This is a genomic window from Leucobacter muris (assembly GCF_004028235.1).
GTDB classification, from domain to species: domain Bacteria; phylum Actinomycetota; class Actinomycetes; order Actinomycetales; family Microbacteriaceae; genus Leucobacter; species Leucobacter muris.
The window spans coordinates 2,513,189-2,538,183 of the sequence record NZ_CP035037.1; the positions used below are offsets into that span (position 1 = coordinate 2,513,189).

The following is a 24,995-nucleotide window of genomic DNA, read 5'->3' on the forward strand; positions in this document are numbered from 1 at the left end:
GCATCCCAGGGAGCATTCACACCAGCATGTGCGGCATCGTCGGTATCGTCTCGCAAGAACCGGTCAACCAGCAGGTCTACGACAGCCTCCTCCTCCTGCAGCACCGCGGCCAGGACTCGACGGGCATCGCCACGCTCGACGGCGACTTCTTCCACGTCGTCAAAGCCAAGGGCCAGGTGCGCGAGGCCTACCGCACGCGCGACATGCGCACCCTGAAGGGCAACGTCGGCCTCGGCCACGTGCGCTATGCGACCCGCGGCTCGGCCGCCGCCGAAGAAGAGGCGCAGCCCTTCTACGTGGGCGCCCCCTACGGCATCATCCTGGTGCACAACGGCAACCTCACGAACACGCGCGAGCTCACCGCCGAGCTCTACAACGTCGACCGCCGCCACCTCAACACGCACTCCGACACCGAGCTGCTGCTCAACGTGCTCGCGAACGAGCTGCAGGCCGGGATCACCGGCCTCTCGCTCGACAAGGATCAGGTCTTCGAGGCCGTCTCCCGCGTGCACGAGCGGGTCGAGGGATCCTACGCCACCATCGCGCTCATCGCCGGCTACGGCCTGCTCGCCTTCCGCGATCCCCACGGCATCCGCCCTCTCGTGCTCGGCCGCCGCACCGCCGAGAACGGCGCCGACGAGTGGGTCGTCGCCTCGGAGTCGCTCGTGCTCGAGTCGGGCGGCTACGAGATCGTGCGCGACGTCGAGCCCGGCGAGGCGATCCTCATCTCCCCCGACGGCTGGATGTATTCGCAGCAGTGCGCGAAGACCACCCGCCTCGTGCCCTGCGCGTTCGAGTACATCTACCTCGCCCGCCCCGACTCGGTGCTCGACGGCATCGCCGTCTACGACGCCCGGCTGCGGCTCGGCGACGTGCTCGCCGAGGAGATCGCCGAGCAGCTGCCCGACGTCGACATCGACGTGGTCATGCCGATCCCCGATTCCGCCCGTCCGAGCGCGATGCAGGTGGCGCAGAAGCTCGGCATCGAGTACCGCGAGGGCTTCTTCAAGAACCGCTACGTGGGCCGCACCTTCATCATGCCCGGACAGGCGGTGCGCAAGAAGAGCGTGCGTCAGAAGCTCAACGCCATGAGCGTCGAGTTCAAGGGCAAGAACGTGCTGATCGTCGACGACTCGATCGTGCGCGGCACCACCTCGCGCGAGATCGTCGAGATGGCGCGCGCCGCGGGTGCGAAGTCGGTCGTCTTCGCCTCGGCGGCTCCCCCCGTGGTGTTCCCGCACGTCTACGGCATCAACATGCCGTCGCGCGGCGAGCTGATCGCGCACGGCCGCACCTCCGAGGAGATCGCCGCCGAGCTGGGCGCCGACCACCTCATCTACATGAGCGTCGAGGGCATGAACCGCGCCATCATGCAGGGTCAGGATCGCGTCACCGAGCTCGAGCAGAGCTGCTTCACCGGCGAGTACATCGCCGGCAGCGTCGACGCCGAGTACCTGGCGTGGGTCGAGGCGACGCAGGAGAGCTAGGGCCCAGCCCGGCGCCGATCGCACGAGCGCGGCCGACGCCGTCGCCGCGCAGGGATCCGTCTCGAGCGGATCGCCGGGCGGAGCGACGGGCTGAGGTGCGGGGAGGCGCCACGGGCTGAAGCGACGGGGACGACAGAGGCGGGCGCCGCGCTTCTCGCGCGGCGCCCGCCTCTGTCGTGGGTGAGGGCTCTGTCGTCGGTGAGAGCTCTAGGGCCTGTCGCCGGGGGTCGGATCGTCGCCGGGATCGCGGGGCTCGGTGCGGGGAGTCTCGTTCTTCGGCGCCTCGGGCGCGGCACCGGCGGGGCCGTTGCCCTTCGCGGTCGCGTCCGCGTCGTCGTTGCGCACCTCTTTCTTGAGGATGCGCATCGACTGTCCCAGGCTCTTCGCCAGGCCCGGCAGCTTCGGCGCGCCGAAGAGCAGCAGCACGATGAAGAGGATGACCACCAGTGTGGGGCCGTTGAGGTTACCGAGCATGCGGGAGCACTCCGATCGTCAGGGTCAGATCATTATGGCACGTCGGGGCGCGGCGGCTGCGGTGCGGCCTCCTGCGCGACGGGGGCGGCGGAGACCGCCGGAGCCGCCGCGGGGCGATCCTGAGCAGCCGCCTCCGTCGTGTCGGGATCGCTGCTCACCTCTTTCTTGAGGATGCGCATCGACTGCCCCAGGCTCTTCGCCAGCCCCGGCAAACTTCGGCGCACCGAAGAGCAGCAGCACGATGAAGAGGATGACGACGAGGTGCGCTCCACCCAGGTTTCCTAGCATCGGGTGAACTCCGTTCGTGAGTGATGGGCCGATTATCGCACGTCGCGCTGAATGGCGATGCCGACGCCGCTGCCGCGCTTCGCGAGGAATCCGAGCACGAGCGAGAAGAGGCCGCCGACGCCCAGGCCGATCGCGGCGCCGATGATCGCGCTGAAGCCGATCACCTGGCCCATCGTGTACTCGGCGCCCTCGGGGATGGGGAAGAGCAGGCAGGCCAGCATGGCCACGATCGCCCCCAGGGCGGCGGCGCCCACGAGCACCCGGCCGTAGCGCACGGTGCGCTGCAGAGTGACCTCGTGCTCGGTCTCCTCGATCACGGGCACGGGCTCTGCGAGGGCCTCTTCGATCGCCTGCTGCGCGGAGAGCTCGGCTTCGGGTTCGACGGCGGCGCGCTGCGGCTGCTCGCTCGCGGCATCGGGATTACTCATGCCTCCATTGTCGCAGCCGGCGACTGAGCGTCACCTCCGCTCGGCGTGCGAGACCGCCGAATGCGCGCCTTCGCGTCGGGGCACGGGCGCTCGGCGGCGCGGGGCTCTCGGCGCTCCGCTCAAGCGGCTCGGGGCGCTCAGGCGAGCGGCAGCAGGCCGTGGAGATCGGCTCGGGATCCGGAGGCAACGACGCGCGAATCGGCGAGCGCGGTCTCCCAGTCGAGTTCGCCCGTCGCGAGCGCGATCCAGGTCGCCGGATCGGTCTCGATCACGTTGGGCGGGGTGCCCCGCGTGTGCCGGGGGCCCGCGACGCACTGGGTCGCTCCGAAGGGGGGCACGCGCACCTCGACCGAGTTGCCCGGGGCGCGCTCGGCGAGCTCCTCGAGCAGGTATCGCACGGCGGTCGCGAGCACGGTCCGGCCGGTCTCGCCCTTCCGCGCCGCGGCGAGCGCAGCGCGCCCGTCCTCGATCGCCACCTTCCGCTTCGCCACGTGATCCACTGTACCGCCGCCCCTCGCGCGTCCGGGTCCCGAGCCGAACCCGGAGCCTCGAACGGCGGCGCCTCGGCGACCGCTCTCGCTCGAAGCACCGATCGACGTTCACGCACCGAGAAGCAGCGGATCGAGGTGCCTGAGCGTCGATCGGTGCGCGAGAGCCGGGAAGGAAGCTCGGACACGTGCGCGCGCAGAACGTGCGCGCAGAGCCCCGGATCGCCACCCCACTATCCTGGAACGGTGAAGATTCTCGTCCTGGGGCCGGGTGCCCGCGAACACGCCATCGTCCTCGCCCTCCGCTCGGAGTCCGCCGATCACGAGATCGTCTGCGCCCCCGGCAACGCCGGCATCGCCGCGAGCGGCGTCGAGACCCCCGCGCTGGCCTACACCGATCCCGAGGCGGTGGCTGCGTTCGTGAGCGAGCGCGGCTTCGATCTCGTGGTGGTGGGGCCCGAGGCTCCGCTGGTCGCGGGTGTGGCGGACCCGCTGCGCGCGGCCGGTGTGCCCGTGTTCGGGCCGAATCGGGCCGCCGCGCAGCTCGAGGGATCGAAGGCGTTCGCCAAGCGCATCATGGATGCCGCCGAGGTGCCCACGGGTCGCGCGGTGCGCGTCTCATCCGCCGATGAGGCGGGGGCCGTGCTCGACGAGTTCGGCGCCCCGTACGTGGTGAAGGCCGACGGCCTGGCCGCGGGCAAGGGTGTGCTGGTGACCGAGGATCGGGCGGCGGCGCTCGACCACGTGGCGACCTGGGCACCGCACGGCGACGTGCTGATCGAGGAGTTCCTCGACGGCCAAGAGGTGTCGCTCTTCTTCTTCGCCGACGGGCACGACGTGCTGCCGCTGACCCCCGCCCAGGACTACAAGCGCATCTTCGACGGCGACGAGGGCCCGAACACGGGCGGCATGGGCGCCTACTCGCCGCTGCCGTGGCTGCCGGGCGGCGTCGACGCCTTCGTCGAGGAGATCACCCGCACGGTCGCGCTGCCGACCGTGCGCCGGCTCGAGGCCGAGGGCACGCCCTTCACGGGTCTGCTCTACTGCGGGCTCATCGTGACCTCGAAGGGCGTGCGCGTCATCGAGTTCAACGCGCGCTTCGGCGATCCCGAGACCCAGGTGGTGCTCGCGCGCCTCGAGTCGCCCCTCAGCCGCTACCTGCTGGCTTCGGCGCGGGGCGAGCTCGCCTCGCAGCCCGCTCCCGAGTTCTCGGACGAGCCGGCCGTGATCGTCGTCGTCGCGAGCGAGGGCTACCCGGGCGAGGTCGTCACGGGGCGCGAGATCACCGGCATCGAGGCCGCCGAGCGGCTCGCCGGGGTGCACGTGGTGCACGCCGCCACCGAGCGCGACGCCGAGGGGCGCTGGATCGCGACCGGCGGTCGTGTGCTCGGGGTGGTCGCCCGCGGCGCCGACTTCGGAGAGGCCCGGTCCCGCGCCTACGACGCCGTGGGGCGCATCGGTCTCGAGGGATCGCAGCACCGCACCGACATCGCGGCGCGCGTCGCCTAGGCGTCCCGCACGTCCTCGCCTCCCGCGAGGCGCTGCAGCACGAACGGCGCCCGCGCTCCGCGGATGCGAGGAAGCGCGGGCGCCGTCGTGTCGGCGGCTCTTCTCTGAGACCGCTGATCGGAGACCTCGACTCAGCGCCCCCGACTCAACGCCCTCGCATGAGAGGCCCGGGTCAGAGGCCCCGGATCAGCGCGTCGAAGTCGGGGTCGCCCGTGAAACTGGCGTCGTCGGTCTCGCGCCGATGGCCGGCCGGCTTCTGCTCGGCCGCGTCGGCGGCCTCTGCGTCGGCGGCCTCTGCGTCGCCGCTCGCGTCGCGCTCGCCGGTTCCGCTCGCGCCGGCCGCTTCGTCGGAGTCGGCGGAGTCGTGCGCGGCCGCGGAACCTTGCACAGTCGCGGATCCTTGCGGGTCTTCGGCGTCGGGTGCAGCGTCGGGCGCGATCACGGGCACGACCCCTGTGTCGAGCTCGAGGTGCTCGCCGAGCTGCGGCTCGGCGTCGACCTCGATGGAGATCTCGGTCTCGACCTCGACGACCTCGCCGTCGATCTCCTCGGGCGCGAGCTCGATCGCCCCTGCAGGGGCCCCGCCGGTCTCGATCGGCAGCCGCTCGACGGGCACCGTCTCATCGTTCGTCTCGGGCTCGACCGCGCCGGGGGCCTCGGCTGCGGCACCCTGCTCCTCGGCCTCCTCGGCCTCGTCGGACGGTCGCGGCTCGGGCTTCGGCGCCTCGCCGGCGGCGATGGTGCCGGCGGCCACGGCGCCGTCGATGGCCTTCGACAGCGCGGCGAGCAGCACCTCCCAGCCCTGCTGCGAGGCGGCGGCGCGCTCGGCGGGGGCGGGCAGCGCGTCGAAGCCGGTCTCGGTGACGGTGACGCCCGTCTCGCTTCCCTGCGTGCGCAGCGTCAGCAGCACGGCGGTGTCGCGCAGGTCGCCGGCCTCGCGCCACGTGAACCCGATCGCGTGACCCTCGACCCAGACGTCGACCTGACCGGAGGCGTCGCGGCTCACCGTGGCGTCTCCGGAGCCCTCGCTCCAGCGCTCGGCGATCTCACCGCCGATGCGCGGCTCCAACTGCAGTTCGGGCCACCACTCGGCCCGCCTTCCGGGGTCGCTCACGTACGACCATACGCCGGCACGCGCGGCTCTCATCCGACTCCGCGCCACGACCGGTCCCAGCGGGATCATGTTTCTCCTCAGCGTCGCTCACCGGGTCGATATCTCCCTCGTGCCCGGCTCCCGGCGAGCACAGGGCACGGAGATTCCCCTCACTAGGAAGAGTAGTCCCACCCGCTGACAACGAGGTCTCATTCCGGTGGCAATTCGCGTGGAAGAATGGGATTCGTGACCGAACTCGCCTCGCCTCAGCAGCTCACCGGTTGGAAGCACGTCTACTCCGGGAAGGTGCGCGACCTCTACGTTCCCGCCGACGGCTCCGACGATTATCTGCTCGTCGTCGCGAGCAACCGCGTGAGCGCGTTCGACCACGTGCTGGAGCCGCCGATCCCGGGCAAGGGCGCACTGCTCACCGCCCTCTCGAACTGGTGGTTCGAGCGCATCGATCTGCCCAACCATCTGGCGGGGCCGGGGGCGCCCGCGATTCCCGACGAGGTCGCGGATCGCGCCGTCGTGACCCGCCGCCTCGAGATGCACCCGATCGAGTGCGTCGTGCGCGGGGCGCTCACCGGATCGGGCTTCGCGGAGTACCGTCGCACGGGCGCGGTCTGCGGGATCGAGCTGCCCGCCGGCATCGAAGACGGCGACCTGCTCGACACCCCCATCTACACACCTGCGTACAAGGCGCCGCTCGGCGAGCACGACGAGAACATCACCTACGAGAAGAGCGTCGAGCTGGTCGGCGAGGAGGCCGCCGCGGCCCTGCGCGACGCCTCGCTGCGCATCTTCACGGCGGCGCGGGATCTCGCCGCCGAGCGGGGGGTGGTGCTCGCCGACACGAAGTTCGAGTTCGGCCGCGACCCCCGCGCCGAGGGCGCCGCCGAGCTGGTGCTCGCCGACGAGGTGCTCACGAGCGACTCCTCCCGTTACTGGGACGCCGCGGCCTATTCCGACGAGCGGAAGCCGAGGAGGGATCGCCTCGCCTCGTTCGACAAGCAGATCGTGCGCGACTGGCTCGCCGCCAACTGGGACCGCACGGGCGAGCCGCCCGCGCTGCCCGACGAGATCGTGTCGCGCACCTACGACCGCTACGCGGAGCTCTACACCCGCCTCACCGGCGCACCCGCCCGCTCCTGATTCCCCGCGGTTCGGCGTCCTGCGAATCGGGTCGCGGCTGCGGGTAGACTGGTGCTCGACTTCTGTGTTCTCGAGTTGGAGGCTCTCTAGTGCCCACGATTGTTGTTGATGTCATGCCGAAGGCCGAACTGCTCGACCCGCAGGGCAAGGCGACCACGGGGGCGCTCGCCCGCCTCGGCCACGACAAGTTCGAGAACGTGCGCATCGGCAAGCGCTTCGAGTTCACCGTCGACGGCGAGGTGACCGACGCCGTGCTGGCCGAGGTGCGCCAGGTCGCCGACGAGATCCTCTCGAACTCGGTCATCGAAGACGTCGTCGCGATCAGCGTCGACGGCGAGGCTCGCTGATGACCACCCGCATCGGCGTCGTCACCTTCCCCGGCTCGCTCGACGACCGCGACGCGCAGCGCGCGATCCGGCTCGTCGACGCCGAGCCCGTCGAGCTCTGGCACGCCGACCACGATCTGCAGGGCGTCGACGCGATCGTGCTGCCCGGCGGTTTCAGCTACGGCGACTACCTGCGCCCCGGCGCCATCGCGGCGGTCTCCCCCATCATGACCGAGGTCGTCGAGGCGGCGCGCAAGGGCATGCCCGTGCTCGGCATCTGCAACGGCTTCCAGGTGCTGGTCGAGTCGCACCTGCTTCCCGGCGGGCTGATCCGCAACGCCCACCAGCAGTTCATCCGCCGCGATCAGCGACTCGTGGTCGAGAACGCCGACACCGCCTGGACCAACCGCTTCGAGCAGGGCGAGGAGATCGTGATCCCGCTCAAGAACGGCGATGGCGGTTTCATCGCCGACGACGAGACCCTGAAGCGTCTCGAAGGCGAGGGGCTCGTCGCCTTCCGCTACGCGGGCGTCAACCCGAACGGGTCGCTCGACGACATCGCGGGTCTCACGAACGAGCGCGGCAACGTGGTCGGCCTCATGCCGCACCCCGAGCACGCGGTCGAGCCCGGGTTCGGCCCCGACATGACCGATGCCATGCGCTCCGGCGTCGACGGGCTGCGCTTCTTCGAGAGCGCCGTCGCGGCGCTCGCGACGCGGGTGTAGCGCGTACGCGAAGCGTTCGAGCACGCCCGAGGCGCCGCCACAGCGGCAGCCCACGGAGCGAAGCGCGGGGTGGCGTGTGTAGCAACACACTGCGGCGAGGGGTGGAGGATCGTGCGCCCCTCCACCCCTCGCCGTTTTGGAGGCCGACCTCTGGATATGGGATCTGCCGAAGATCGGGCGGATCCCGGCCGAAATCCCATATCTCCGGCAGATCCCATATCCACGGCAGGGCCAACCCTGCGACCGCTACGCGGGCCCGGCCTCGGCTGCGGCCTGCGCGGCCGCCGGCAGCGCTTCGATCACCCGCGAGAGCGCGGCGTCGTCGTGGGCGGCCGTGACGAACCACGCCTCGAAGGCGCTCGGCGGCAGGTTGACCCCAGCGTCGAGCATCGCGTGGAAGAAGGCGCGGTGGCGCTGCGTCTGCTGCCGCTGCACGGCGGCGTAGTCGAGGGGCGCCTCGGGGAACTCTCCGAAGAGCACGCTGAACAGCGATCCCGCGCGCTGCACGCGGTGCGGCACGCCGGCTGCGGAGAGCGCCGCGGCGACCTCGCCCGAGATCGCGTCGGCGGCGCGGCCGAGCGCCGCGTAGGCGGGCACGTCGGCGTGGCGCAGCGTCGTGAGGCCGGCGGCAACGGCGAGCGGGTTGCCCGAGAGCGTTCCGGCCTGGTACACGGGCCCGAGGGGCGCGAGCAGATCCATGATCTCGGCCCGCCCGCCGAGCGCGGCGAGCGGCAGTCCGCCGCCCACCACCTTGCCGAAGGTGAAGAGGTCCGGCGCGAGCCCGGCGGCCACGCGGGCCTGCTCGATGCCCCAGTACCCCGAGGGGCCGGCTCGGAAGCCGGTGAGCACCTCGTCGAGGATCACGAGCGCGCCGTGCCGGTGCGCGAGACCGATCATGAAGTCGGTGAAGCCCGGCTCGGGCGGCAGCACCCCCATGTTCGCGGCCGCGGCCTCGGCGATCACCGCGGCGATGCGGTCGCCGTGCTCGGCGAACGCCGCGGCGAGTGCGGCCCGGTCGTTGTAGGGCAGCACGAGCGTCTGGGCCGCGGTCTCGGCGGTCACGCCCGCGGAGCCGGGCATCGCGAGCGTCGCCAGGCCGGATCCGGCCTCGGCGAGCAGGCCGTCGGAGTGGCCGTGGTAGTGGCCGGCGAACTTGACGACGAGCGGCCCGCCCGTGGCGCCGCGGGCGAGCCGGATCGCGGTCATGGTCGCCTCGGTGCCGGTGGAGACGAGACGCAGGCGCTCGACCTCGGGCACGCGGGCGATGATCTCCTCGGCGAGCTCGGCCTCTTCGGGCACCGAGGCGCCGAACCCGAGCCCTCTCGCCGCCGCGGCCTGCACGGCCTCGACCACGGCGGGGTGCGCGTGCCCCAGCAGGGCGGGCCCCCACGAGGCGACGAGGTCGACGTACTCGGTGCCGTCGGCGTCGGTGACGTATGGCCCGCGACCAGAGACGAGGAAGCGGGGCGTGCCGCCGACGGAGCCGAACGCCCGCACCGGGGAGTTCACGCCGCCGGGGATCACGCGGGACGCGCGCTCGGCGAGCTGCGCGCTGCGGTCGGTCGATCCGGAGCTCATCGCAGCCACCCCGCGAGCTCGACGGCGAAGTAGCTCAGGATCGCATCGGCCCCCGCGCGCTTGATGCCGATCACCGACTCCTCGATGGTGCGGCGCCGGTCGATCCACCCGTTCGCCGCTGCGGCTTCGATCATCGCGGCCTCGCCCGACACCTGGTAGGCCCACACGGGCACGGGGCTCGCCGAAGCGACGTCGGCGAGCACGTCGAGGTAGCTCATCGCCGGTTTCACCATGACGACGTCGGCGCCCTCGGCGATGTCGAGCTCGGCCTCGCGCAGCCCCTCCCGCCGGTTCGCGGGATCCTGCTGGTAGGTGCGGCGGTCGCCCGACAGCTGCGAGTCGACGGCCTCGCGGAAGGGCCCGTAGAACGCGGAGGCGTACTTGGCGGAGTAGCCGAGGATCGCGGTGCCCTGATGTCCGGCGGCGTCGAGCGCGTCGCGCACGGCGGCGACCTGGCCGTCCATCATGCCCGAGAGCCCGAGCAGCGCCGATCCGGCCTCCGCCTGCGCGAGCGCCATCGCGCGGTAGCGGTCGAGTGTGGTGTCGTTGTCGACCTCGCCGTGCGCGTCGAGCACCCCGCAGTGGCCGTGGTCGGTGAACTCGTCGAGGCAGAGGTCGGTCTGCACCACGAGCGCGTCGCCGACCTCTGCGGCGACGGCCCGGGTCGCGACGTTGAGGATGCCCCGGGGGTCGTCGGCGGCGCTGCCGCGAGCGTCGCGGACGGCCGGCACGCCGAACAGCATGATGCCCCCGATACCGGACTCGGCCGCCTCGACCGCGGCGCGGCGCAGGGAGTCGAGGGTGTGCTGCAGCACGCCCGGCATAGCGGAGATCTCGCGGGGTTCGCCGAGTCCCTCGCGCACGAAGGCGGGCAGGATCAGCTCGGCCGGGTGCAGCCGATGCTCCGCGGTGAGCCTGCGCATGGCGGGGGTGGTGCGCAGACGGCGGGGGCGGACTGTGGGGATCATGCGGAACTTCCTTCCGGGTGGTGCGGGGATTCGGAGCGGTCTGGGAGGCCGACGGCGCGTGCGGGCCCGGGGTCTACGGGGTCGGGGCCGGCCGGCTGCGCGGGCGCGGAGTCGCGGGCGAGAGTCGCGGCGAGGGTGTCGAGCAGTCCGGTCGAGGTGTGCCGGGGCGAGACGGCGTCGGCGCTCAGCCCGTGATCGGCGAGCGCCCGGGCCGTCGGCTGACCGATCGCGACGAGTCGTGTGCTCTCGGGGAGCGGCGAGAAGCGGCGGGCCGCCTCGGCCGCGCCGGAGCCGCTCATCACGAGGATCGCGTCGACGCCGCCGGCTCGCACCTGCGCCTCGAGCCGCGGATCCCGTGCGGCGGGGATGGTGCGGTACGCCGTGACCCGCTCGGCCGTGTGCCCCGCCGCGGCGAGCGCGCGCTCGAGCTCATCGCCCGCGATCTCGGAGAGCGGCAGCAGCACCCGCTGCGCGGGGGCGCCCGGGCCGACTGGACCGGAGCCGGAGCCTGCTGGGCCGGAGCCGGAGCCGAACGTCGCGAGCAGCGCCTCGGCGAGCCCGGTCGCGGAGAAGTCGTGCTCGGGCCGCGCATCGACCGTGAAGCCGCGCTCGCGCAACGCTTCGGCGGTGGCGGGGCCGACCGCGGCGACGCTCCCCGCGCTGGGGCGCGCACCGGCGTCGGCGACGGCGTGCGCCCCGTTCGCGCTCGTGATCGCGAGCCAGTCGTAGCCGCCGCGGTTCCAGCGCTCGACGGCCGCCGCGAGCGCGGCGGGATGCTCGGGAGCGGCGGTCACGGTGAGCGGGGCGATCATGGGGATCCCGCCGCGCTCGCGGATCTCGGCCGCCAGCCGCTCTCCGGCTTCGCCGCCGCGCGGCACGAGGATGCGGCACCCGGCGAGATCGCGCTCATCGGGTCGGTGTCCGGGCTGGTGATCGGGGCGGCGGAGGGTCACCGGGGCCCTCCGGGGCGCGAACCTCCGGGGTGCTCCGCGCCCGGTGCGGTACCCGCGCGCGGGGCGATCATCGCGGCTCCCTGGTCGAAGAGGCTCTGGGCGACGAGCCTGCCGAGGCGCTCCGGGATGCGCCGGTGCCCGGGATCCGCGGCGTCCCAGGGCAGTGCGTCCTCCGTGACGATCCGCTGGGCGCCGTCGAGGCTCGTCACCTCGGCGCGCAGCGCGAGGCGGCCGCTCTCCACGCGGGCGGTCGCCCCGACGGGGGCCGCGCACCCCGCCTCGAGCGTCGCCAACACGGCGCGCTCGGCGAGAGCGCTGGCGTGCGACTCGGCGTCGTCCAGGGCGGCGAGCGCTCCGGCGTAGGGTTCGCGGGCGAGGTCGTCGGCGCGCACCTCGACGGCGAGCGCACCCTGCCCGGGGGCGGCGGGCGCCTCGGCGAGCGGGAACCGCTCGGTGATGGCGGTCTGGCGCCCCAGCCGGTCGAGGCCGGCGCAGGCCAGCACGACCGCGTCGAGGTCGGCGCCGACCCGAGCGAGACGGGTGTCGACGTTGCCGCGCAGATCGACGACTTCGAGGTCGGATCTCCGCGCGCGGAGCTGCGCGGCTCGGCGCGGCGATCCGGTGCCGACGCGTGCGCCCGCCGGCAGCGCCTCGAGGGTCAGACCGTCCCGGGCGCAGAGCGCGTCGCGGGCGTCGGCCCGCGGGGGGATGGCGCCGATCTCGATACCGGGGCAGGGGCCCGTCGGTAGATCCTTCAGCGAGTGCACGGCGAGGTCGCACTCGCCGGCGAGCAGCGCGTCCCGCAGCGCGCTCACGAAGACGCCGGTGCCTCCGAGTTGAGCCAGCGAGGCCCGGGAGACGTCGCCCTGGGTCGTGACGATGACGAGCACCGCTTCGAGGCCCGTGGCCGCGGATACGGCTCGCGCGACGGTCGTGCACTGCGCGACGGCGAGCGCGCTGCCTCGGGTGCCGATGCGGATGAGGCCGGGTGCGGCCGCGACGGGCGCGTCGGATCGGCGTACGCGCGGCGCCTGCGCATCGGCGGCGGTCGTGCGTGCGGTCATCTGGGGCCTCCTTCGGGGTGCGGGGCTGGGACGTGCGCGGGCGCAGCGGGAGTGGGAGCGGGGCGCAGGATGCGCCGGGCGGCCGCGCGGGCGGCCGGGATGACGGAGGCGAGACCCGTGCCGCCGACCCAGTCCCCGGCGAATGCGACGCCGGGCGGCTCGGACAGGCCCGTGCGGTCGCTGCCGGTGGCGGCCGACGCTCGGACGGATCCGTTGTCCCACTCTCGGCGGAGCATACCGCGCACGGATGCCGGGTCGAGCTCCATTCCCAGGATGCGTGAGGCGTCCCGCAGCGCGAGCGCGAGCACCTCCTCGTCCGGCAGCCCGGCGGTCTCGGGGGCGCTGCCCAGGCGCCCGTAGGAGAGCCGCAGCAGGTGCCGGCCTGGCCCGAGCGATGCGGCACGCGCGGGCCACTTCGCGGTGACGTGGGTCAGGGCCTTCGCGCGGATGCGGGGGACGGCGTCGGCGGCCACCAGCGCGCCCGTGCCGCGGGGAGCCGCGTCGAGGCGCGGATCGTCGATCGCGAGTGCGACGATCTCGATGCGCGCCTCCGGCTCCGCGTCGGGGGCGCCGAGCATCTGCCGGGCCGCGCGCTCCGGAACCGCGAGGATCGCGGCGTCCGCGAGGGCCTCGGTCTCCGCGTCATCGGCGGCGGGGCCGGCGGTGGAACGTGCGGCGGCGAGGATCCGGATCCCGTCCGCCTCCCCGCGCTCCACCCGCCGCACTCGAGCGCTCGTGCGCACCTCGACGCCCAAGCGCTCGAGTTCATCGGCGAGCGCGTCGACGAGCTCGCCCATGCCGTCTCGGAGTCCGGCGACGGCTCCGCCCGCCGCGGCGCGGCTGTCGCGCAGCTCGCGGGCGGCTGAGATGAGCGTTCCGCGGCGCTCGAAGGCCTCGGCGAGGCCGGGCACCGCCTCGACCGGCAGATCGGCGGGGTCGGCGGAGTGCACCCCGAGCACCACCGGGCGTACGAGCCGGTCGAGCACGCGCGAGCCGAGCCGCGCGCGCACGAGGCGCGCGAGCGTCGCTCCGCGGCCGACCGATCGGGGCAGCAGCGGTTCGAGGGCGGCCCGCAGCGACCCGCCGATGCCGAGCGCGCGCACGGCGTCGCGGGCGAGCGGCGCGGCGGGGATGCCGACCGTGCCCGCGGCCGGCAGCGGCATCGCGCCGTCGTCGGCGACCACCCATGAGCCGAGCGGCGCAGGGTTCACGATCTGACCGTCGAGGCCGAGCTCGGTCAGCAGCTCGGCGACGGCGCCGCCCCGCGTCGCGAACGCCTCGGCTCCGATGTCGAGCGGCACGTCGGCGACGTTCTCGCGGCGCACGCGGCCGCCGAGGCGATCCCGCTCCTCGTAGAGCACGACGCGGGCTCCCGCGAGCGCGAGCTCCCGAGCCGCGGTGAGCCCCGAGACGCCGCCGCCCACGACGGCGACGGCGATCCCGTCGGCGCGACGGCGGAGGCCGCCCGGCGCGTCACCGGATCCGTCAGCGCGCATGCGCGAGCTCCACGATGCGCGTGAGCACGCCGGGGTCGGTCTCGGGCGGGACGCCGTGCCCGAGGTTCAGCACGTGCGCCGGAGCACGCGATCCTCGTCGCAGCACGTCGTCGAGGTGGGCTTCGAGCCGTGGGGGCGGCGCCCCGAGGTAGGCGGGATCGAGGTTGCCCTGCAGCGGCACGGCGTCGCCCAGTCGGCGGCTCGCCTCGTCGAGCGGCGTGCGCCAGTCGACGCCGAGCGCGCCGGCCCCGATCGCGGCGAGCTCTTCGAGCAGGTGCCCCGAGCCCACGGCGAAGTGGATCGTCGGCACCGTCTCGTCGCGCGCCGCGTAGCCCTCGCGCAGCGGGTGCCGGTACGCGCGGCCGCGCACGGCGTCGAGCGTGCGGCGGGAGGCGGGGGCCACGTGCTCCCGGTAGTCCGCAGCGCTGAGCGAGCCGGCCCACGAGTCGAAGAGCTGCACCGCGCTCGCCCCCGCGTCGACCTGCCCCTCGAGGAAGACGCCGCTCAGCTCGGCCGTCCATTCGAGCAGCTCGCGCCAGACCCGCGGTTCGGCGTGCATGAGCGTGCGGGCCCGCAGATGATCGCGTGATGGGCCGCCCTCCACGAGGTAGGCCGCCAGCGTGAACGGGGCTCCCGCGAAGCCGATGAGCGGCGTGCCGCCGAGCTGGGCGACCGTCAGTCGCACGGCCTCGCGCACCGGGTCGAGGGCTTCCCGCAGGCGGTCCGCGGTGAACTCTGCGCGGCAGCGCGCCACGTCCGCGGCGGTGCGCACGGGCTCGGCGAACACCGGGCCGCGCCCGGCGACCAGGTCGACCTCGACGCCGGCGAGCTTCATCGGCACGACGATGTCGCTGAAGAACACGGCGGCGTCGACTCCGTGCCGCCGCACGGGCTGCAGCGTGATCTCGCTCGCGAGTTCGGGATTCACGCAGGCGTCGAGCATACGGTGGTCTGCGCGGATGCTTCGGTATTCGGGCAGAGACCGGCCCGCCTGGCGCATGAACCAGACGGGCGTGCGCTCCGGCCGGTGGCCGTGGAGGGCGCGGACCAGGGGGGCGTCGCTCGTGCGACCGTCGACGAGCGGGTGCGAAGCTGGGAGTGAGTTCATCGGTCGAGATGCTAGCTTATAGATCTGATGTGAAACATCAGATCTACTCAGCTTGGCGTGCCGCGCCCGGCAGACCTCCGAGCCCGATCCCGCCCAGAACACCTCCCGAGAACCCATGCTGCTCTGCCTCACCGTCGATCATCGAAACGCCGACCTGGCGCTGCTCGAGCGGATCGAGCGACGCACCGACACGGTGACCGCCGCGCTCAGCGACCCCGAGCTCGCCCGCGGCGCCGTCGTGCTCGCGACGTGCAACCGCTTCGAGGCCTACCTCGACGCTCCGGGGCTCGCGCCGGAGCAGGCGCTCGACGGCCTCGCGCGGGCGGCCGACCTGGCGCCCGCGGAACTCGCCGCGTCGTGCTCGGTGCACCGGGGCGACGCCGTCGTCGAGCATCTCTTCGCGGTCTCGAGCGGCCTCGAATCGGTCTCGGTGGGCGAGGGCGAGATCACGGGGCAGGTGCGGCGCGCCATCGACGCCGCGCGCGCATCGGGACGGTCGAGCACCGAACTCGAGCGGCTCTTCCAGCAGGCCATGGTCGTCTCGAAGCGCATCAAGCACCGCACCGGCCTGCAGACCCAGGGCCGGTCGCTCGTGCAGCTCGCACTGACCATGGTCGACAGCCGCGTGGGCGACTGGCAGGCCGCCCGGGTGCTGCTGATCGGCACCGGCGCCTACGCGGGAGCGAGCCTCGCCGCGCTGCGCGCCCGCGGCGCGCGCAGCATCGGGGTCTACTCCCCCTCGGGCAGGGCACGCGCCTTCGCCGACTCGCACGGCATCCGACCGGTGGAGCACGACGCGCTCGACGCCGAGCTGTGCGACACCGACCTGGTGGTGGCCTGCAGCACCGTGCACGAGCCGCTGCTCACGCGCGAGCGCTTCGACGAGACCGTCACCGAGGGCAGCCCGCCGTTCTGCTCCCGCTTCGGCAGGATCGCTCCGCCCGCGCGCAACCGTACCCGGCCCCGGCTGCTCATCGACATGGGTCTCCCGCGCAACATCTCCACCGACGTCGCCGGCGTCGCCGGCGTCGAGCTGCTCGACCTCGAGACGATCGCGCTGCACGCACCCATCCCCGAACTCGGAGCCGAGCTCGAGGCCCGGGACATCGTGCGCACCGCCGCCGCCGAGTTCGCGGCTCTGCGCGCCGAGCGGGGCGCCGTGCCGGCTCTGCGCGAACTGCGGTCGTTCGTGAACGGGATCCTCGAAGAGGAGATCGCGAGGATCCGGGATCGCGAGGCCGTGGACTCGAACAGCGCGGGCGTCGCGGCTGAGACCGAGGCCGCCCTGCGCCACCTCGCGGGGCGTCTGCTGCACCGGCCGACGGTGCGCCTCCGCGAGCTGGCCCGGGAGGGGCGCGCCGCCGAAGGGGTCGCCGCCGTCGCCGCGCTTCTCGGCGAGGAACCGGCACGCGGCGGACCAGGATCCTGATCCCGCACCTCGGACCGCGCCGATCCTGCGGATCCGACGGCAGCGCCACGGTCCGAAACATCGGCGCACCCCGCGGCACGGGCCGAGCCCCGCGGCCGCACCCGTGTGCCGAGCCCCGGGCCCGCACCCGCCGGCAGCGTCGGCGGCCTACGGCCGGTAGTAGACCGCGACGCGGTGCCCGCCGTGCTCGACCACGTCGACGGGGGTCTCGAAGACGCGCTCCAGCACCTCCGACGTGATGATCTCGTCGGGCGTGCCCGAGGCGACGACGCGCCCCTCGGCGAGCGCGACGATCCGGTCGGCGTAGGCGGCCGCGAAGTTCACGTCGTGGATCACCAGCACCACGGTCTTGCCGAGCGCGTCGGCGGCCGCGCGCACCTGCCCCATCATGCTCACCGCGTGCCGCATGTCGAGCCCCGTCAGCGGCTCGTCGAGCAGCACGAAGTCGGTGTCCTGCGCGAGCACCATGGCCACGAAGGCGCGCTGGCGCTGACCGCCGGACAGCTCGTCGATGAACCGGTGCTCGAACCCGGCCAGGTCGAGGAATGCGATGGCGGCGTGGATCGCACGCTGATCGGTCTCGGTGAGCCGGCCCGCCGAGTGCGGGAAGCGCCCGAAGGTGACGAGCTGCTGCACGGTGAGGCGCGCCATGAAGTGGTTCTCCTGCTTGAGGATCGACACCACCTGTGCGAGCTGCTTCGACTTGGCCGTGCGCACGTCGAGGCCGCCCACGCTCACGCGCCCGCTGTCCGGCTCGAGCAGTCGTCCGATGATGGTCAGCATGGTCGACTTGCCGGCCCCGTTCGGGCCGATGAGCGCGGTCACGCCGCCCCGCTCGATGCTGAGATCGACGGGGCCGAGCACCCGATGGCCGGAATAGGTCTTCTCGACGCCGCGCAGCTCGATGCCCGCGACCGAGCGCGGCGGCCCGTCAGGTGCGGCGGCGCTCCTAGCGTCGGCCGGGGCTGCCGCCCCGGCTCCGATGTGTGCGTCGGTCAACGCATCCCCTTTCTCAGCAGGACGATGAGGAACAGCAGGCCGCCCGCGAACTCGATGATCACGGTCACGAGGCCGGCCGCGGCGAACAGGTGCCTGAGCACGAAGGTCGCTCCGAGCAGCGTGACGAGCCCGATGCCGATGGCGAGCGGGATCGTCTCGGCGTGCGAGTCGCCCCGGGCGAACTGGTACGCGAGGGTCGCGACCAGGAAGCCGTAGAAGGTCATGGGCCCGACCATCGTGGCCGACACCGAGACCAGCACCGCCACGAGCACGAGCACGGTGACCACCTCGCGCCGGTAGTTCACGCCCAGCCCGACGGCGACGTCGCGGCCCAGGGCCACGACGTCGTAGGTGCGCCGGCGCAGCCACACGAACACGAGGATCGCGCAGACGATGGCGCCCGCGATCGGCAGGTAGTCGGGGTTACCCTTGCTGATGCTGCCGAAGAGGCGAGCGCTCAGCACGTCGAACTCGCTCGGGGTGAGCGTGCGCTGCATGAAGGTCGACACCGACCCGAAGCCGATCCCGAGCACCACGCCGACGAGCAGCAGCAGGTGCAGGTTCGCGCGCGTCCCCGAGAACAGCCATCCGTACAGCAGGGTGGCGAACAGCACCATCAGCACGCTCTGGGCGATGATCTTCGGGATCCCCTCCATGCTCGCGGCCGTCGTGCCGAAGACGAAGACGAGCGCCGTCTGGGTGAGCACGTAGAGCGCGTCGAACCCCAGGATCGAGGGGGTGAGGATGCGGTTCGAGGTGGCCGTGTGGAAGAGCACGGTGGCGAGCGCCTGGGCGACGGCGACGAAGGCGATCGTGCCGAGCGACGTGAGGCGCGACTGCACGATGACCCAGAACCCCGAGCTGCCCGCGGGCGCCGGCTTGCCGTAGACGAGGATCGCGACGGCGAAGGCCGCCGCAGCCGCGAACACGACGACGACGGGGAGCGCGTCGCGCCAGCGCGAGGAACGCGACGACGGCGCGAGCGGGGGCTCCCCCGTGCTCGCGAGCCTGACGATGCTGCTCTCCATGATCACCTCTCCCGCTGCCGCAGCAGGAGCGTGACGAACACGACGGCGCCCACGAGGCCGAGCACCATCGAGACCGGGATCTCGAACGGCATGATGATGAGGCGGCCGATGATGTCGCAGACCACCACGAGCGCGATCCCGCCCAGGCACACCCAGGGCAGATTGCTGCGCACGTTGTCGCCGCGGATCATCGAGACGATGTTCGGCACGACGAGACCCAGCAGGGGCAGGAAGCCGACGACCACCGTGGTGACGCCCGCGGCGACCGCCACGAGCGCCGTGCCGCCGATCAGGATCGCCTCGTAGCGCACGCCCACGCTCGTCGCCACGTCCTTGCCGAGCCCCGCGACGGTGATGCGATCCGCCATGAGGAAGACCAGGATCGTGACGACCGCGACCACCCACAGCACCTCGTAGCGGCCGCGCACCACGGCGGTGAAGCTGCCCATGAACCACGTGCCGAGCATCTGCAGCAGGTTGAACTGCGCGGCGAGGAAGGTGGTGAGCGAGCTCACGATCGCGCCGAGCATGATGCCGATGAGGGGCACGACGAGCGTGGTGCGGATCACGATGCGTCGCAGGATCAGCATGAACAGCATCGCACCGACGAAGGCGAAGCAGCTCGCGATCACCATCTTGCCGACGAGCCCGAGCCCCGGCAGCAGCAGCGCCGAGAGCAGCAGTCCGAGCGCCGCCCACTCGGTCGTGCCCGAGGTGGTGGCGTCGACGAAGCGGTTCTGGGTGAGCATCTGCATCACGAGGCCGCTCGTGGCCATCGCGGCGCCCGCGAGCACGAGCGCGAGGGTGCGGGGCACGCGGGTGATCCAGAACATCTCCGAGCCGAAGTCGTTGCCCGTGATGTCGTAGACGCCGATCGCGAGCGACGCGGCGAGCAGACCGAGCACGACGACCGCCGCGACGACGAGCAGCCAGGGGCGCCGCCTCGGCGGGGCGAGCTCGGGGGCCACGGGCCGCGTGCCGCCGATCACCGCCGTGCCACCGGCCTCGGCGCCGGCGGGGGCCGAGGCGGTGCCGGCGGTCGCGGCGGCGGTCGCGGCGGCGGTCGCGGTGCCGGCGGTCGCGGTGCGGCGGACGCGGCGAGCGGGGCGCCCGTTCTCGCGAACGGGCGCCCCGCTGTCGGGCCCCTCCGGGGTCATGGCCGAGCGGCTCATGCGGCGGAGAATGCCTCCTGGAGCTGCGTGAACAGCTTCGTGTAGGCCTGGACGCCCTCGGTCAGGTAGAAGTTCGGATCGAGCACCACGATGCGGTCCTGCTGCACGGCGGGCACGTTCTGCAGCGCCTCGGAGTTCTTGATGAGCTCGTCGGCGGGAGCCGAACCGGCCTCGCGCTCCTCGGGAGCGAACGCGGCGTCGCGGTCGAGCGCCACGATCCAGTCGGGGTTCGAGTCGGCGATCGCCTCGACGCTGATGTCGTCGCCCTGGTGGTCGTCGGTCGCGCCCTCGACCTCGAGCGCGGGCTTCCAGCCGAGCGCCGGGAACACCGGGCCGAGGCCGCGGCCCACGACGGGCGCGAGGTAGCCGATCTGGCCGGCCGAGGTGTTGACGGCCATGACGGTGTCGGTGCCGTTGTAGGCCTCCTTCGCACCGGCGATCGCCTCGTCGAGGCCCTCGTTCAGCTCGGTCGCCTCGTCCTCGTGGTCGAAGATCTGGCCGAGGATCTCGGTCTGGCGCTTGAGCTCGTCGAACTCGTCCTCATCGTCGCGGGGAGAGATCTCGATGACCACCGCGTCGGGGTTCTGCTGCTTGATCTGGTCGTAATAGTCGCCGAAGCGGTAGCCGCCGATGATGAGGTCGGGCTGCTCCGCGACGATCACCTCGAGGTTCGGCTCGCGGTGGTTGCCGACGTTGGCGACCTCGGGGTCGTCGATGTAGTCGGGCCACACCGAGCCCATGACGTCCTTCGGCACAGCCGCGAGCTCGACGTCCCACTCGTCGAGGGTGTCGAAGATCGTGTTGTCGAGCGCGACGACGGTCTCGGGGTTGACCGGAACCTCGACCTCGCCGTGGTTGTCGGTGATGGTGACGGTGGTGGCGTCGGCCGACTCCGCGGGCTCCTCGCCGGCGGGGGCGCTCGATGCGCAAGCCGAGAGGACGAGTGCGGCGCCCAGGGTCAGCGCGACTGCTGCGCTACGGGTGGTGCGGATGGACACTGGTGTTCTCCTGAGGTTGGGCTGGCAAAAAGAAAGCACCGACGCGGTGCGCGCATCGATGCTTCGCGATCCCGGGCGACGCGATCACGACCCCCCGGAACCTCTGAGTAAGCCTATACATACATTCATCTGATGTTCAACCCGATTTCGGTTCAGCGTCACGGAAGCCCAGATCAGACGGGCAAAGCGTAGACCATCAAGAGCCTCCGCTCGCCCATCGCGATGAAGTCCCGCTCACGCTCGCGCACCCGCTCGAACCCCACGCGCTCGTAGAGCCGCTGAGCGGCCACCATCTGAGAGGCCGTGTGCAGCACCAGCCGGCTCACCCCGCGCTCCCGGGCGAGCCCCGCGCAGTGCCGCACGAGCAGTTCGCCGATCCCCCGGCCCCGCGCCTCCCGGGCGACGCCGAGCAGCCGCAGATCCATCTCGTCGGCCTCGCTGTCGCGCTGCAGGCGTCGCCCCGGATGCGGGGTCGTCACGCTGCCGAGCACTGCACCGCTTCCCTGATCAGCGGCAACCCACAGCTGCGCCGTCTCGGCCCGGCCGCGAACGTCCGCGATCTCGTCGAGGTAGGCGGGATCGAGTCGGTAGTCCCCTCCGTAGGCCGCCCGCATCAGCTCACCCGTCGCGTCGATCTCGTCGACGCGCATCCTGCGGACCTCTACGCCCGCGGTCACCCCCGGGGCGGCTGGAGCGCGGAGAAGTCGGGCTGGCCGTCCGGGCCCGCGGGAAGCGGACGCCCGTCGGGGAAGGTCGGCCAGGGCAGCAGCTGCTGCGGGTGCTCGACCGCGGGCGCCTGCGGCGCGGGCTGCGGCGCGAGCTGCGGCTGGGCGGGTGCGGGCGAGGGGCGGAGCGGCTGCGGGGCCGCCGCGGGGGCACTGCCCCGAGCGGCGCGCGCGGCTTCACGAGCGGCCGAGCCGTACGACCAGCGCAGCAGCAACGTGATCGAGAGGCCGAGAGCGGTGAGGATCAGCAGCGCGGTCGCGATCTTCCAGTACAGATCCGGGATGTGCAGATCGAAGGCCTCGATGCCGACCGGAGCGGTGAAGAGGATCCCCGAGAGCACCGCGAGCACGCTCGTCACGAACGCGAACCGCGTCACGACCGCGGGCAGCTTCGCGCCCATGCCCAGCAGCAGCTGGCAGCACAGGATCACGAGCCTCGTGACGACGATCACGAACACCGACTTCCAGAAGATCTCGAGCATGAGTCCGAACGACGCGTACGGCGTCATCCAGATCACGATGAGCAGCAGCCCCAGGATGTAGGCGTTCGCGATGAGCGCGACGGGCGCGTACCACTCCGACTTCTGCTCGCGCCGCGTGTCGAGGGCGGTGAACAGCACGAACACCGCGAAGAGCGCGAACGTCGAGAACACGCGCTCGAACTTGCCCTCGAAGTCGCCGATGAACAGCAGCGAGATCGACGCCACCGTGAGGCCCGCGAGCAGGATGATGCTGACCTTCAGAAAGGTCGAAAGCCCCTCGCCGGACGCCTCGGGCTTGGCGGCCCGCTTGCGCTTCTTCGCCGGCGCCGCCTGCGGAGCGCGCGCCGCAGCGGCGCTCTCACCCGCACCGCTCTGCCACGAGAAGGCCTCCTGCCGGCCGCCCTGCTGCGACGCCTCCGGCGCGGGCTGCGACGCCTGCGGGTTCGGACGGGGTGCGTTCGTGTTCGGATCGCTCATGCTCCAAGTCTTGCGCGTTCCCCTGTGAAACGGCAACCGTGGCGTCATTCTCGCGACTCCGACCCCTCGAGGCGGCCCCGCACGGGGCGGGATAGACTGGAGACTGCATGTTTCGGCTCGCGAGCCGATCCCGATCTCTCACTCACTGGAGCACACCGAGCGTGACCGACACCGCCGCCCCCACCCACGCCCCTCGCCCCGACACGGTGGCCGACGCGATCGCCACCCCTGAGAAGGAGCAGCCCTACGGCGCTCTCGGCCTCAAGCCCGACGAGTACGAGCGGATCCGCGAGATCCTCGGCCGCCGCCCCACCTCGGGCGAGCTCGCCATGTACTCGGTGATGTGGTCCGAGCACTGCTCCTACAAGTCGTCGAAGATGTACCTGCGCCAGTTCGGCAAGAAGGTCAACGACAAGATGCGCGAGCGCCTGCTCGTCGGCATGGGCGAGAACGCCGGCGTGATCGACATCGGCGAGGGCTGGGCCGTCACCTTCAAGGTCGAGAGCCACAACCACCCCTCGTACATCGAGCCCTTCCAGGGCGCGGCGACGGGCGTCGGCGGCATCATCCGCGACATCATCTCGATGGGCGCGCGCCCCGTCGCGGTGATGGACCAGCTGCGCTTCGGCGACATCGACGACCCCGACACCGCCCGCGTCGTGCACGGCGTCGTCTCCGGCATCTCCTCCTACGCGAACTGCCTCGGCCTGCCGAACCTCGGCGGAGAGACCGTGTTCGACCGGGTCTACCAGCGGAACCCCCTCGTCAACGCGCTCGGCGTCGGCGTGCTGCGGCACGAAGACCTGCACCTCGCCAACGCCTCCGGCACCGGCAACAAGGTCGTGCTCTTCGGCGCCCGCACTGGCGGCGACGGCATCGGCGGCGCCTCGATCCTCGCCTCCGACAGCTTCAGCGAGGGCGGCCCGACGAAGCGCCCGGCCGTGCAGGTCGGCGACCCCTTCGCCGAGAAGGTGCTCATCGAGTGCTGCCTCGAACTGTTCCGGGGCGAACTCGTCGAGGGCATCCAGGACCTCGGCGCGGCGGGCATCTCGTGCGCCACCTCCGAGCTCGCGGCCAACGGCGACGGCGGCATGTTCATCGAGCTCGACAGCGTGCTGCTGCGCGACCCCTCGCTCACCGCCGAGGAGATCCTCATGTCCGAGAGCCAGGAGCGCATGATGGCGGTCGTGGCCCCCGAGAAGCTCGACGCGTTCCTCGCCGTCACCGAGAAATGGGACGTCGAGACCAGCGTGCTCGGCGAGGTCACCGACAGCGGCCGCCTCGTCATCAACTGGCGCGGCGAGGAGATCGTCAACGTCGACCCCCGCACCGTCGCCGTCGACGGCCCCGTCTACGAGCGCCCCGTCGCCTACCCGTCGTGGATCGACGAGCTGCAGGCCTCGGGCGTGCGCGCCTCCGGCCTCTCGCGCGCCGAGTCGGGCGATGAACTGCGCGAGCAGGTGCTCGCCGTGGCAGGCTCCCCCAACCAGGCCTCCGTCGACTGGATCACCAACCAGTACGACAAGTACGTGCTCGGCAACACCGCACTCTCCTTCCCCGACGGGGCGGGCATGATCCGGGTCGACGAGCAGACGGGCCTCGGCGTCGCGATCTCGACCGACGCCAATGGCCGCTACTGCCAGCTCGACCCCTACGTCGGCTCGCAGCTCGCCCTCGCCGAGGCCTACCGCAACGTGGCCGCCTCCGGCGCCGTGCCCACCGCGGTGACCGACTGCCTCAACTTCGGCAGCCCCGAGAACCCCGAGGTCATGTGGCAGTTCTCGCGCTCGGTCGAGGGTCTCTCCGACGCCTGCCTCGCGCTCGAAGTGCCCGTCACCGGCGGCAACGTGTCGCTCTACAACCAGACCGGCGACACCCCCATCCACCCCACGCCCGTCGTGGGGGTGCTCGGCATCATCGACGACGTCGCCCGCCGAGTTCCGAGCGGCTGGCAGGATCAGGGCGAGCACCTCTACCTGCTCGGCACCACCCGCGACGAGCTCGACGGCTCGGCCTGGGCCGAGGCCGTGCACCAGCACCTGGGCGGCCGGCCGCCCGTGGCGGTGCTCGACGACGAGCGCGCGCTCGCCGAGCTGCTGCACGCGGGCACGCAGGGCGGTCTGATCTCGGGCGCCGTCGACCTCTCCGAAGGCGGCCTGGCGCAGGCGCTCGCCGACGGCGCGCTGCGCTTCGGCGTGGGCGCGCGCGTCTGGATCGACGAGATCGTGTCGCGCGACGAGGTCGACGACACCGCCGCGCTCTTCTCGGAATCGCAGGCGCGCGTGCTCGTCGCGGTGCCCCACGAGGAGGAGGTGAAGTTCCGCGGCCTGTGCTCGGGCCGGGGCTTCCCCGTGCTGCGCATCGGCGTCACCGACGGCGTCGGGCCCGACGCCGTGATCGAGGTGCAGGATCGCTTCACGCTGCCGCTCGCCGAGCTGCGCGGCGCCTCGCAGGAGACCCTGCCGTCGCGCTTCGGCGCCGTCATCGCGGAGTGAGCGGGGCGCCGCCGGCACGGGGCGCTGCGGATCGGGGCGCCGAGGGTCGG

General features: G+C 72.5%; 24 protein-coding genes. 7 read left to right on the forward strand and 17 right to left on the reverse strand.

Annotated features, from left to right (window positions below):
• Positions 1–26: 26 nt before the first annotated feature.
• Positions 27–1,487, forward strand: a complete 1,461-nt coding sequence (gene purF / locus Leucomu_RS11735) for an amidophosphoribosyltransferase (protein ID WP_017883583.1) — start codon at positions 27–29, stop codon at positions 1,485–1,487.
• 207 nt (positions 1,488–1,694) lie between these two features.
• Here the strand turns inward: purF and Leucomu_RS15570 are convergent, their stop codons facing one another.
• From Leucomu_RS15570 to Leucomu_RS11755, 4 genes are all read right to left on the reverse strand, one after another.
• Positions 1,695–1,961 carry a twin-arginine translocase TatA/TatE family subunit gene (locus Leucomu_RS15570; RefSeq protein WP_017883584.1) on the reverse strand — a complete coding sequence of 89 codons (267 nt, stop codon included), beginning with the start codon at positions 1,959–1,961 and terminating at the stop codon, positions 1,695–1,697.
• Between the two features lie 32 nt (positions 1,962–1,993).
• Entirely contained in the window at positions 1,994–2,140 is a 147-nt protein-coding gene (locus tag Leucomu_RS15980; RefSeq protein ID WP_407656644.1) for a hypothetical protein, read from the reverse strand.
• 141 nt (positions 2,141–2,281) lie between these two features.
• A complete protein-coding gene (locus Leucomu_RS11750; RefSeq protein WP_128387340.1) occupies positions 2,282–2,677 on the reverse strand; it encodes a hypothetical protein in 396 nt (131 codons plus the stop codon).
• Positions 2,678–2,814: 137 nt separating this feature from the next.
• Complete coding sequence (locus Leucomu_RS11755) at positions 2,815–3,168, reverse strand: sterol carrier family protein (RefSeq protein WP_017883587.1); 354 nt, start codon at positions 3,166–3,168, stop codon at positions 2,815–2,817.
• Between the two features lie 243 nt (positions 3,169–3,411).
• Here Leucomu_RS11755 and purD point away from each other — a divergent pair, with 243 nt between their 5' ends.
• The gene (gene purD / locus Leucomu_RS11760) at positions 3,412–4,674 is read left to right on the forward strand and encodes a phosphoribosylamine--glycine ligase (protein WP_128387341.1); all 1,263 of its coding nucleotides are present in this window, start codon (positions 3,412–3,414) and stop codon (positions 4,672–4,674) included.
• Between the two features lie 172 nt (positions 4,675–4,846).
• Here purD and Leucomu_RS11765 read toward each other — a convergent pair whose 3' ends face one another.
• The gene (locus tag Leucomu_RS11765) at positions 4,847–5,788 is read right to left on the reverse strand and encodes an SRPBCC family protein (protein WP_164884552.1); all 942 of its coding nucleotides are present in this window, start codon (positions 5,786–5,788) and stop codon (positions 4,847–4,849) included.
• 216 nt (positions 5,789–6,004) lie between these two features.
• On the opposite strand from Leucomu_RS11765, the gene Leucomu_RS11770 reads away from it, so the two are divergent.
• The 3 genes from Leucomu_RS11770 (at position 6,005) to purQ (ending at position 7,973) form a co-directional block, all read left to right on the forward strand.
• Positions 6,005–6,922, forward strand: a complete 918-nt coding sequence (locus Leucomu_RS11770) for a phosphoribosylaminoimidazolesuccinocarboxamide synthase (protein WP_128387343.1) — start codon at positions 6,005–6,007, stop codon at positions 6,920–6,922.
• Positions 6,923–7,011: 89 nt separating this feature from the next.
• The gene (gene purS, locus Leucomu_RS11775; RefSeq protein ID WP_031289871.1) at positions 7,012–7,269 is read left to right on the forward strand and encodes a phosphoribosylformylglycinamidine synthase subunit PurS; all 258 of its coding nucleotides are present in this window, start codon (positions 7,012–7,014) and stop codon (positions 7,267–7,269) included.
• Positions 7,269–7,973 carry a phosphoribosylformylglycinamidine synthase subunit PurQ gene (purQ, locus tag Leucomu_RS11780; protein WP_128387344.1) on the forward strand — a complete coding sequence of 235 codons (705 nt, stop codon included), beginning with the start codon at positions 7,269–7,271 and terminating at the stop codon, positions 7,971–7,973. The genes purS and purQ overlap by 1 nt, the downstream gene beginning before the upstream one ends.
• A gap of 246 nt (positions 7,974–8,219) precedes the next feature.
• Here the strand turns inward: purQ and Leucomu_RS11785 are convergent, their stop codons facing one another.
• Genes Leucomu_RS11785 through hemE form a run of 6 tightly spaced genes read right to left on the reverse strand, consistent with a single transcriptional unit; the run spans position 8,220 to position 15,140 of the window.
• Positions 8,220–9,551 carry a glutamate-1-semialdehyde 2,1-aminomutase gene (locus Leucomu_RS11785; protein WP_164884553.1) on the reverse strand — a complete coding sequence of 444 codons (1,332 nt, stop codon included), beginning with the start codon at positions 9,549–9,551 and terminating at the stop codon, positions 8,220–8,222.
• Positions 9,548–10,519 carry a porphobilinogen synthase gene (gene hemB, locus Leucomu_RS11790; protein WP_017883594.1) on the reverse strand — a complete coding sequence of 324 codons (972 nt, stop codon included), beginning with the start codon at positions 10,517–10,519 and terminating at the stop codon, positions 9,548–9,550. Before hemB ends, Leucomu_RS11785 begins: the two co-directional genes overlap by 4 nt.
• Positions 10,516–11,472: a uroporphyrinogen-III synthase gene (locus tag Leucomu_RS11795; RefSeq protein WP_017883595.1), complete on the reverse strand. Its 957-nt coding sequence runs from the start codon at positions 11,470–11,472 to the stop codon at positions 10,516–10,518. The genes hemB and Leucomu_RS11795 overlap by 4 nt, the downstream gene beginning before the upstream one ends.
• Positions 11,469–12,536 carry a hydroxymethylbilane synthase gene (hemC, locus tag Leucomu_RS11800; protein WP_017883596.1) on the reverse strand — a complete coding sequence of 356 codons (1,068 nt, stop codon included), beginning with the start codon at positions 12,534–12,536 and terminating at the stop codon, positions 11,469–11,471. The genes Leucomu_RS11795 and hemC overlap by 4 nt, the downstream gene beginning before the upstream one ends.
• Entirely contained in the window at positions 12,533–14,032 is a 1,500-nt protein-coding gene (locus Leucomu_RS11805) for a protoporphyrinogen/coproporphyrinogen oxidase (RefSeq protein WP_128387346.1), read from the reverse strand. Before Leucomu_RS11805 ends, hemC begins: the two co-directional genes overlap by 4 nt.
• Positions 14,022–15,140 carry a uroporphyrinogen decarboxylase gene (hemE, locus tag Leucomu_RS11810; protein ID WP_031289874.1) on the reverse strand — a complete coding sequence of 373 codons (1,119 nt, stop codon included), beginning with the start codon at positions 15,138–15,140 and terminating at the stop codon, positions 14,022–14,024. The genes Leucomu_RS11805 and hemE overlap by 11 nt, the downstream gene beginning before the upstream one ends.
• A gap of 115 nt (positions 15,141–15,255) precedes the next feature.
• Here hemE and Leucomu_RS11815 point away from each other — a divergent pair, with 115 nt between their 5' ends.
• Positions 15,256–16,569, forward strand: a complete 1,314-nt coding sequence (locus Leucomu_RS11815; protein ID WP_017883599.1) for a glutamyl-tRNA reductase — start codon at positions 15,256–15,258, stop codon at positions 16,567–16,569.
• Between the two features lie 147 nt (positions 16,570–16,716).
• Here Leucomu_RS11815 and Leucomu_RS11820 read toward each other — a convergent pair whose 3' ends face one another.
• The 6 genes from Leucomu_RS11820 to Leucomu_RS11845 form a co-directional block, all read right to left on the reverse strand.
• Complete coding sequence (locus tag Leucomu_RS11820) at positions 16,717–17,475, reverse strand: iron ABC transporter ATP-binding protein (protein WP_031289876.1); 759 nt, start codon at positions 17,473–17,475, stop codon at positions 16,717–16,719.
• A gap of 89 nt (positions 17,476–17,564) precedes the next feature.
• Complete coding sequence (locus tag Leucomu_RS11825) at positions 17,565–18,596, reverse strand: iron chelate uptake ABC transporter family permease subunit (protein ID WP_228407090.1); 1,032 nt, start codon at positions 18,594–18,596, stop codon at positions 17,565–17,567.
• A 2-nt stretch (positions 18,597–18,598) separates the two neighbouring features.
• Positions 18,599–19,768, reverse strand: coding sequence for an ABC transporter permease (locus tag Leucomu_RS11830; protein ID WP_228407091.1), 1,170 nt, complete (start codon positions 19,766–19,768; stop codon positions 18,599–18,601).
• On the reverse strand, positions 19,765–20,766 hold the full coding sequence (locus Leucomu_RS11835) for a siderophore ABC transporter substrate-binding protein (RefSeq protein WP_017883603.1): 1,002 nt from the start codon (positions 20,764–20,766) through the stop codon (positions 19,765–19,767). The genes Leucomu_RS11830 and Leucomu_RS11835 overlap by 4 nt, the downstream gene beginning before the upstream one ends.
• Before the next feature lie 173 nt (positions 20,767–20,939).
• Positions 20,940–21,416: a GNAT family N-acetyltransferase gene (locus tag Leucomu_RS11840; RefSeq protein ID WP_128387348.1), complete on the reverse strand. Its 477-nt coding sequence runs from the start codon at positions 21,414–21,416 to the stop codon at positions 20,940–20,942.
• Between the two features lie 23 nt (positions 21,417–21,439).
• Positions 21,440–22,450, reverse strand: a complete 1,011-nt coding sequence (locus Leucomu_RS11845; protein ID WP_128387349.1) for a hypothetical protein — start codon at positions 22,448–22,450, stop codon at positions 21,440–21,442.
• 161 nt (positions 22,451–22,611) lie between these two features.
• On the opposite strand from Leucomu_RS11845, the gene purL reads away from it, so the two are divergent.
• The gene (purL, locus tag Leucomu_RS11850; RefSeq protein WP_128387350.1) at positions 22,612–24,945 is read left to right on the forward strand and encodes a phosphoribosylformylglycinamidine synthase subunit PurL; all 2,334 of its coding nucleotides are present in this window, start codon (positions 22,612–22,614) and stop codon (positions 24,943–24,945) included.
• Positions 24,946–24,995: the final 50 nt, after the last annotated feature.

What these genes read in the sequence shown, in the direction of transcription:
- Leucomu_RS11845 (WP_128387349.1), bottom strand. Translation starts at nt 22,450, where the DNA reads ATGAGCGATCCGAACACGAACGCACCCCGTCCGAACCCGCAGGCGTCG.
- hemC (WP_017883596.1), bottom strand. Translation starts at nt 12,536, where the DNA reads ATGACCGCACGCACGACCGCCGCCGATGCGCAGGCGCCGCGCGTACGC.
- Leucomu_RS11770 (WP_128387343.1), top strand. Translation starts at nt 6,005, where the DNA reads ATGGGATTCGTGACCGAACTCGCCTCGCCTCAGCAGCTCACCGGTTGG.
- Leucomu_RS11785 (WP_164884553.1), bottom strand. Translation starts at nt 9,551, where the DNA reads ATGAGCTCCGGATCGACCGACCGCAGCGCGCAGCTCGCCGAGCGCGCG.
- hemE (WP_031289874.1), bottom strand. Translation starts at nt 15,140, where the DNA reads ATGAACTCACTCCCAGCTTCGCACCCGCTCGTCGACGGTCGCACGAGC.
- Leucomu_RS11815 (WP_017883599.1), top strand. Translation starts at nt 15,256, where the DNA reads ATGCTGCTCTGCCTCACCGTCGATCATCGAAACGCCGACCTGGCGCTG.
- Leucomu_RS11825 (WP_228407090.1), bottom strand. Translation starts at nt 18,596, where the DNA reads ATGGAGAGCAGCATCGTCAGGCTCGCGAGCACGGGGGAGCCCCCGCTC.
- Leucomu_RS11830 (WP_228407091.1), bottom strand. Translation starts at nt 19,768, where the DNA reads ATGAGCCGCTCGGCCATGACCCCGGAGGGGCCCGACAGCGGGGCGCCC.
- purQ (WP_128387344.1), top strand. Translation starts at nt 7,269, where the DNA reads ATGACCACCCGCATCGGCGTCGTCACCTTCCCCGGCTCGCTCGACGAC.
- hemB (WP_017883594.1), bottom strand. Translation starts at nt 10,519, where the DNA reads ATGATCCCCACAGTCCGCCCCCGCCGTCTGCGCACCACCCCCGCCATG.
- Leucomu_RS11840 (WP_128387348.1), bottom strand. Translation starts at nt 21,416, where the DNA reads ATGCGCGTCGACGAGATCGACGCGACGGGTGAGCTGATGCGGGCGGCC.
- Leucomu_RS15980 (WP_407656644.1), bottom strand. Translation starts at nt 2,140, where the DNA reads ATGCGCATCCTCAAGAAAGAGGTGAGCAGCGATCCCGACACGACGGAG.
- Leucomu_RS11750 (WP_128387340.1), bottom strand. Translation starts at nt 2,677, where the DNA reads ATGAGTAATCCCGATGCCGCGAGCGAGCAGCCGCAGCGCGCCGCCGTC.
- Leucomu_RS15570 (WP_017883584.1), bottom strand. Translation starts at nt 1,961, where the DNA reads ATGCTCGGTAACCTCAACGGCCCCACACTGGTGGTCATCCTCTTCATC.
- Leucomu_RS11805 (WP_128387346.1), bottom strand. Translation starts at nt 14,032, where the DNA reads ATGCGCGCTGACGGATCCGGTGACGCGCCGGGCGGCCTCCGCCGTCGC.
- purF (WP_017883583.1), top strand. Translation starts at nt 27, where the DNA reads ATGTGCGGCATCGTCGGTATCGTCTCGCAAGAACCGGTCAACCAGCAG.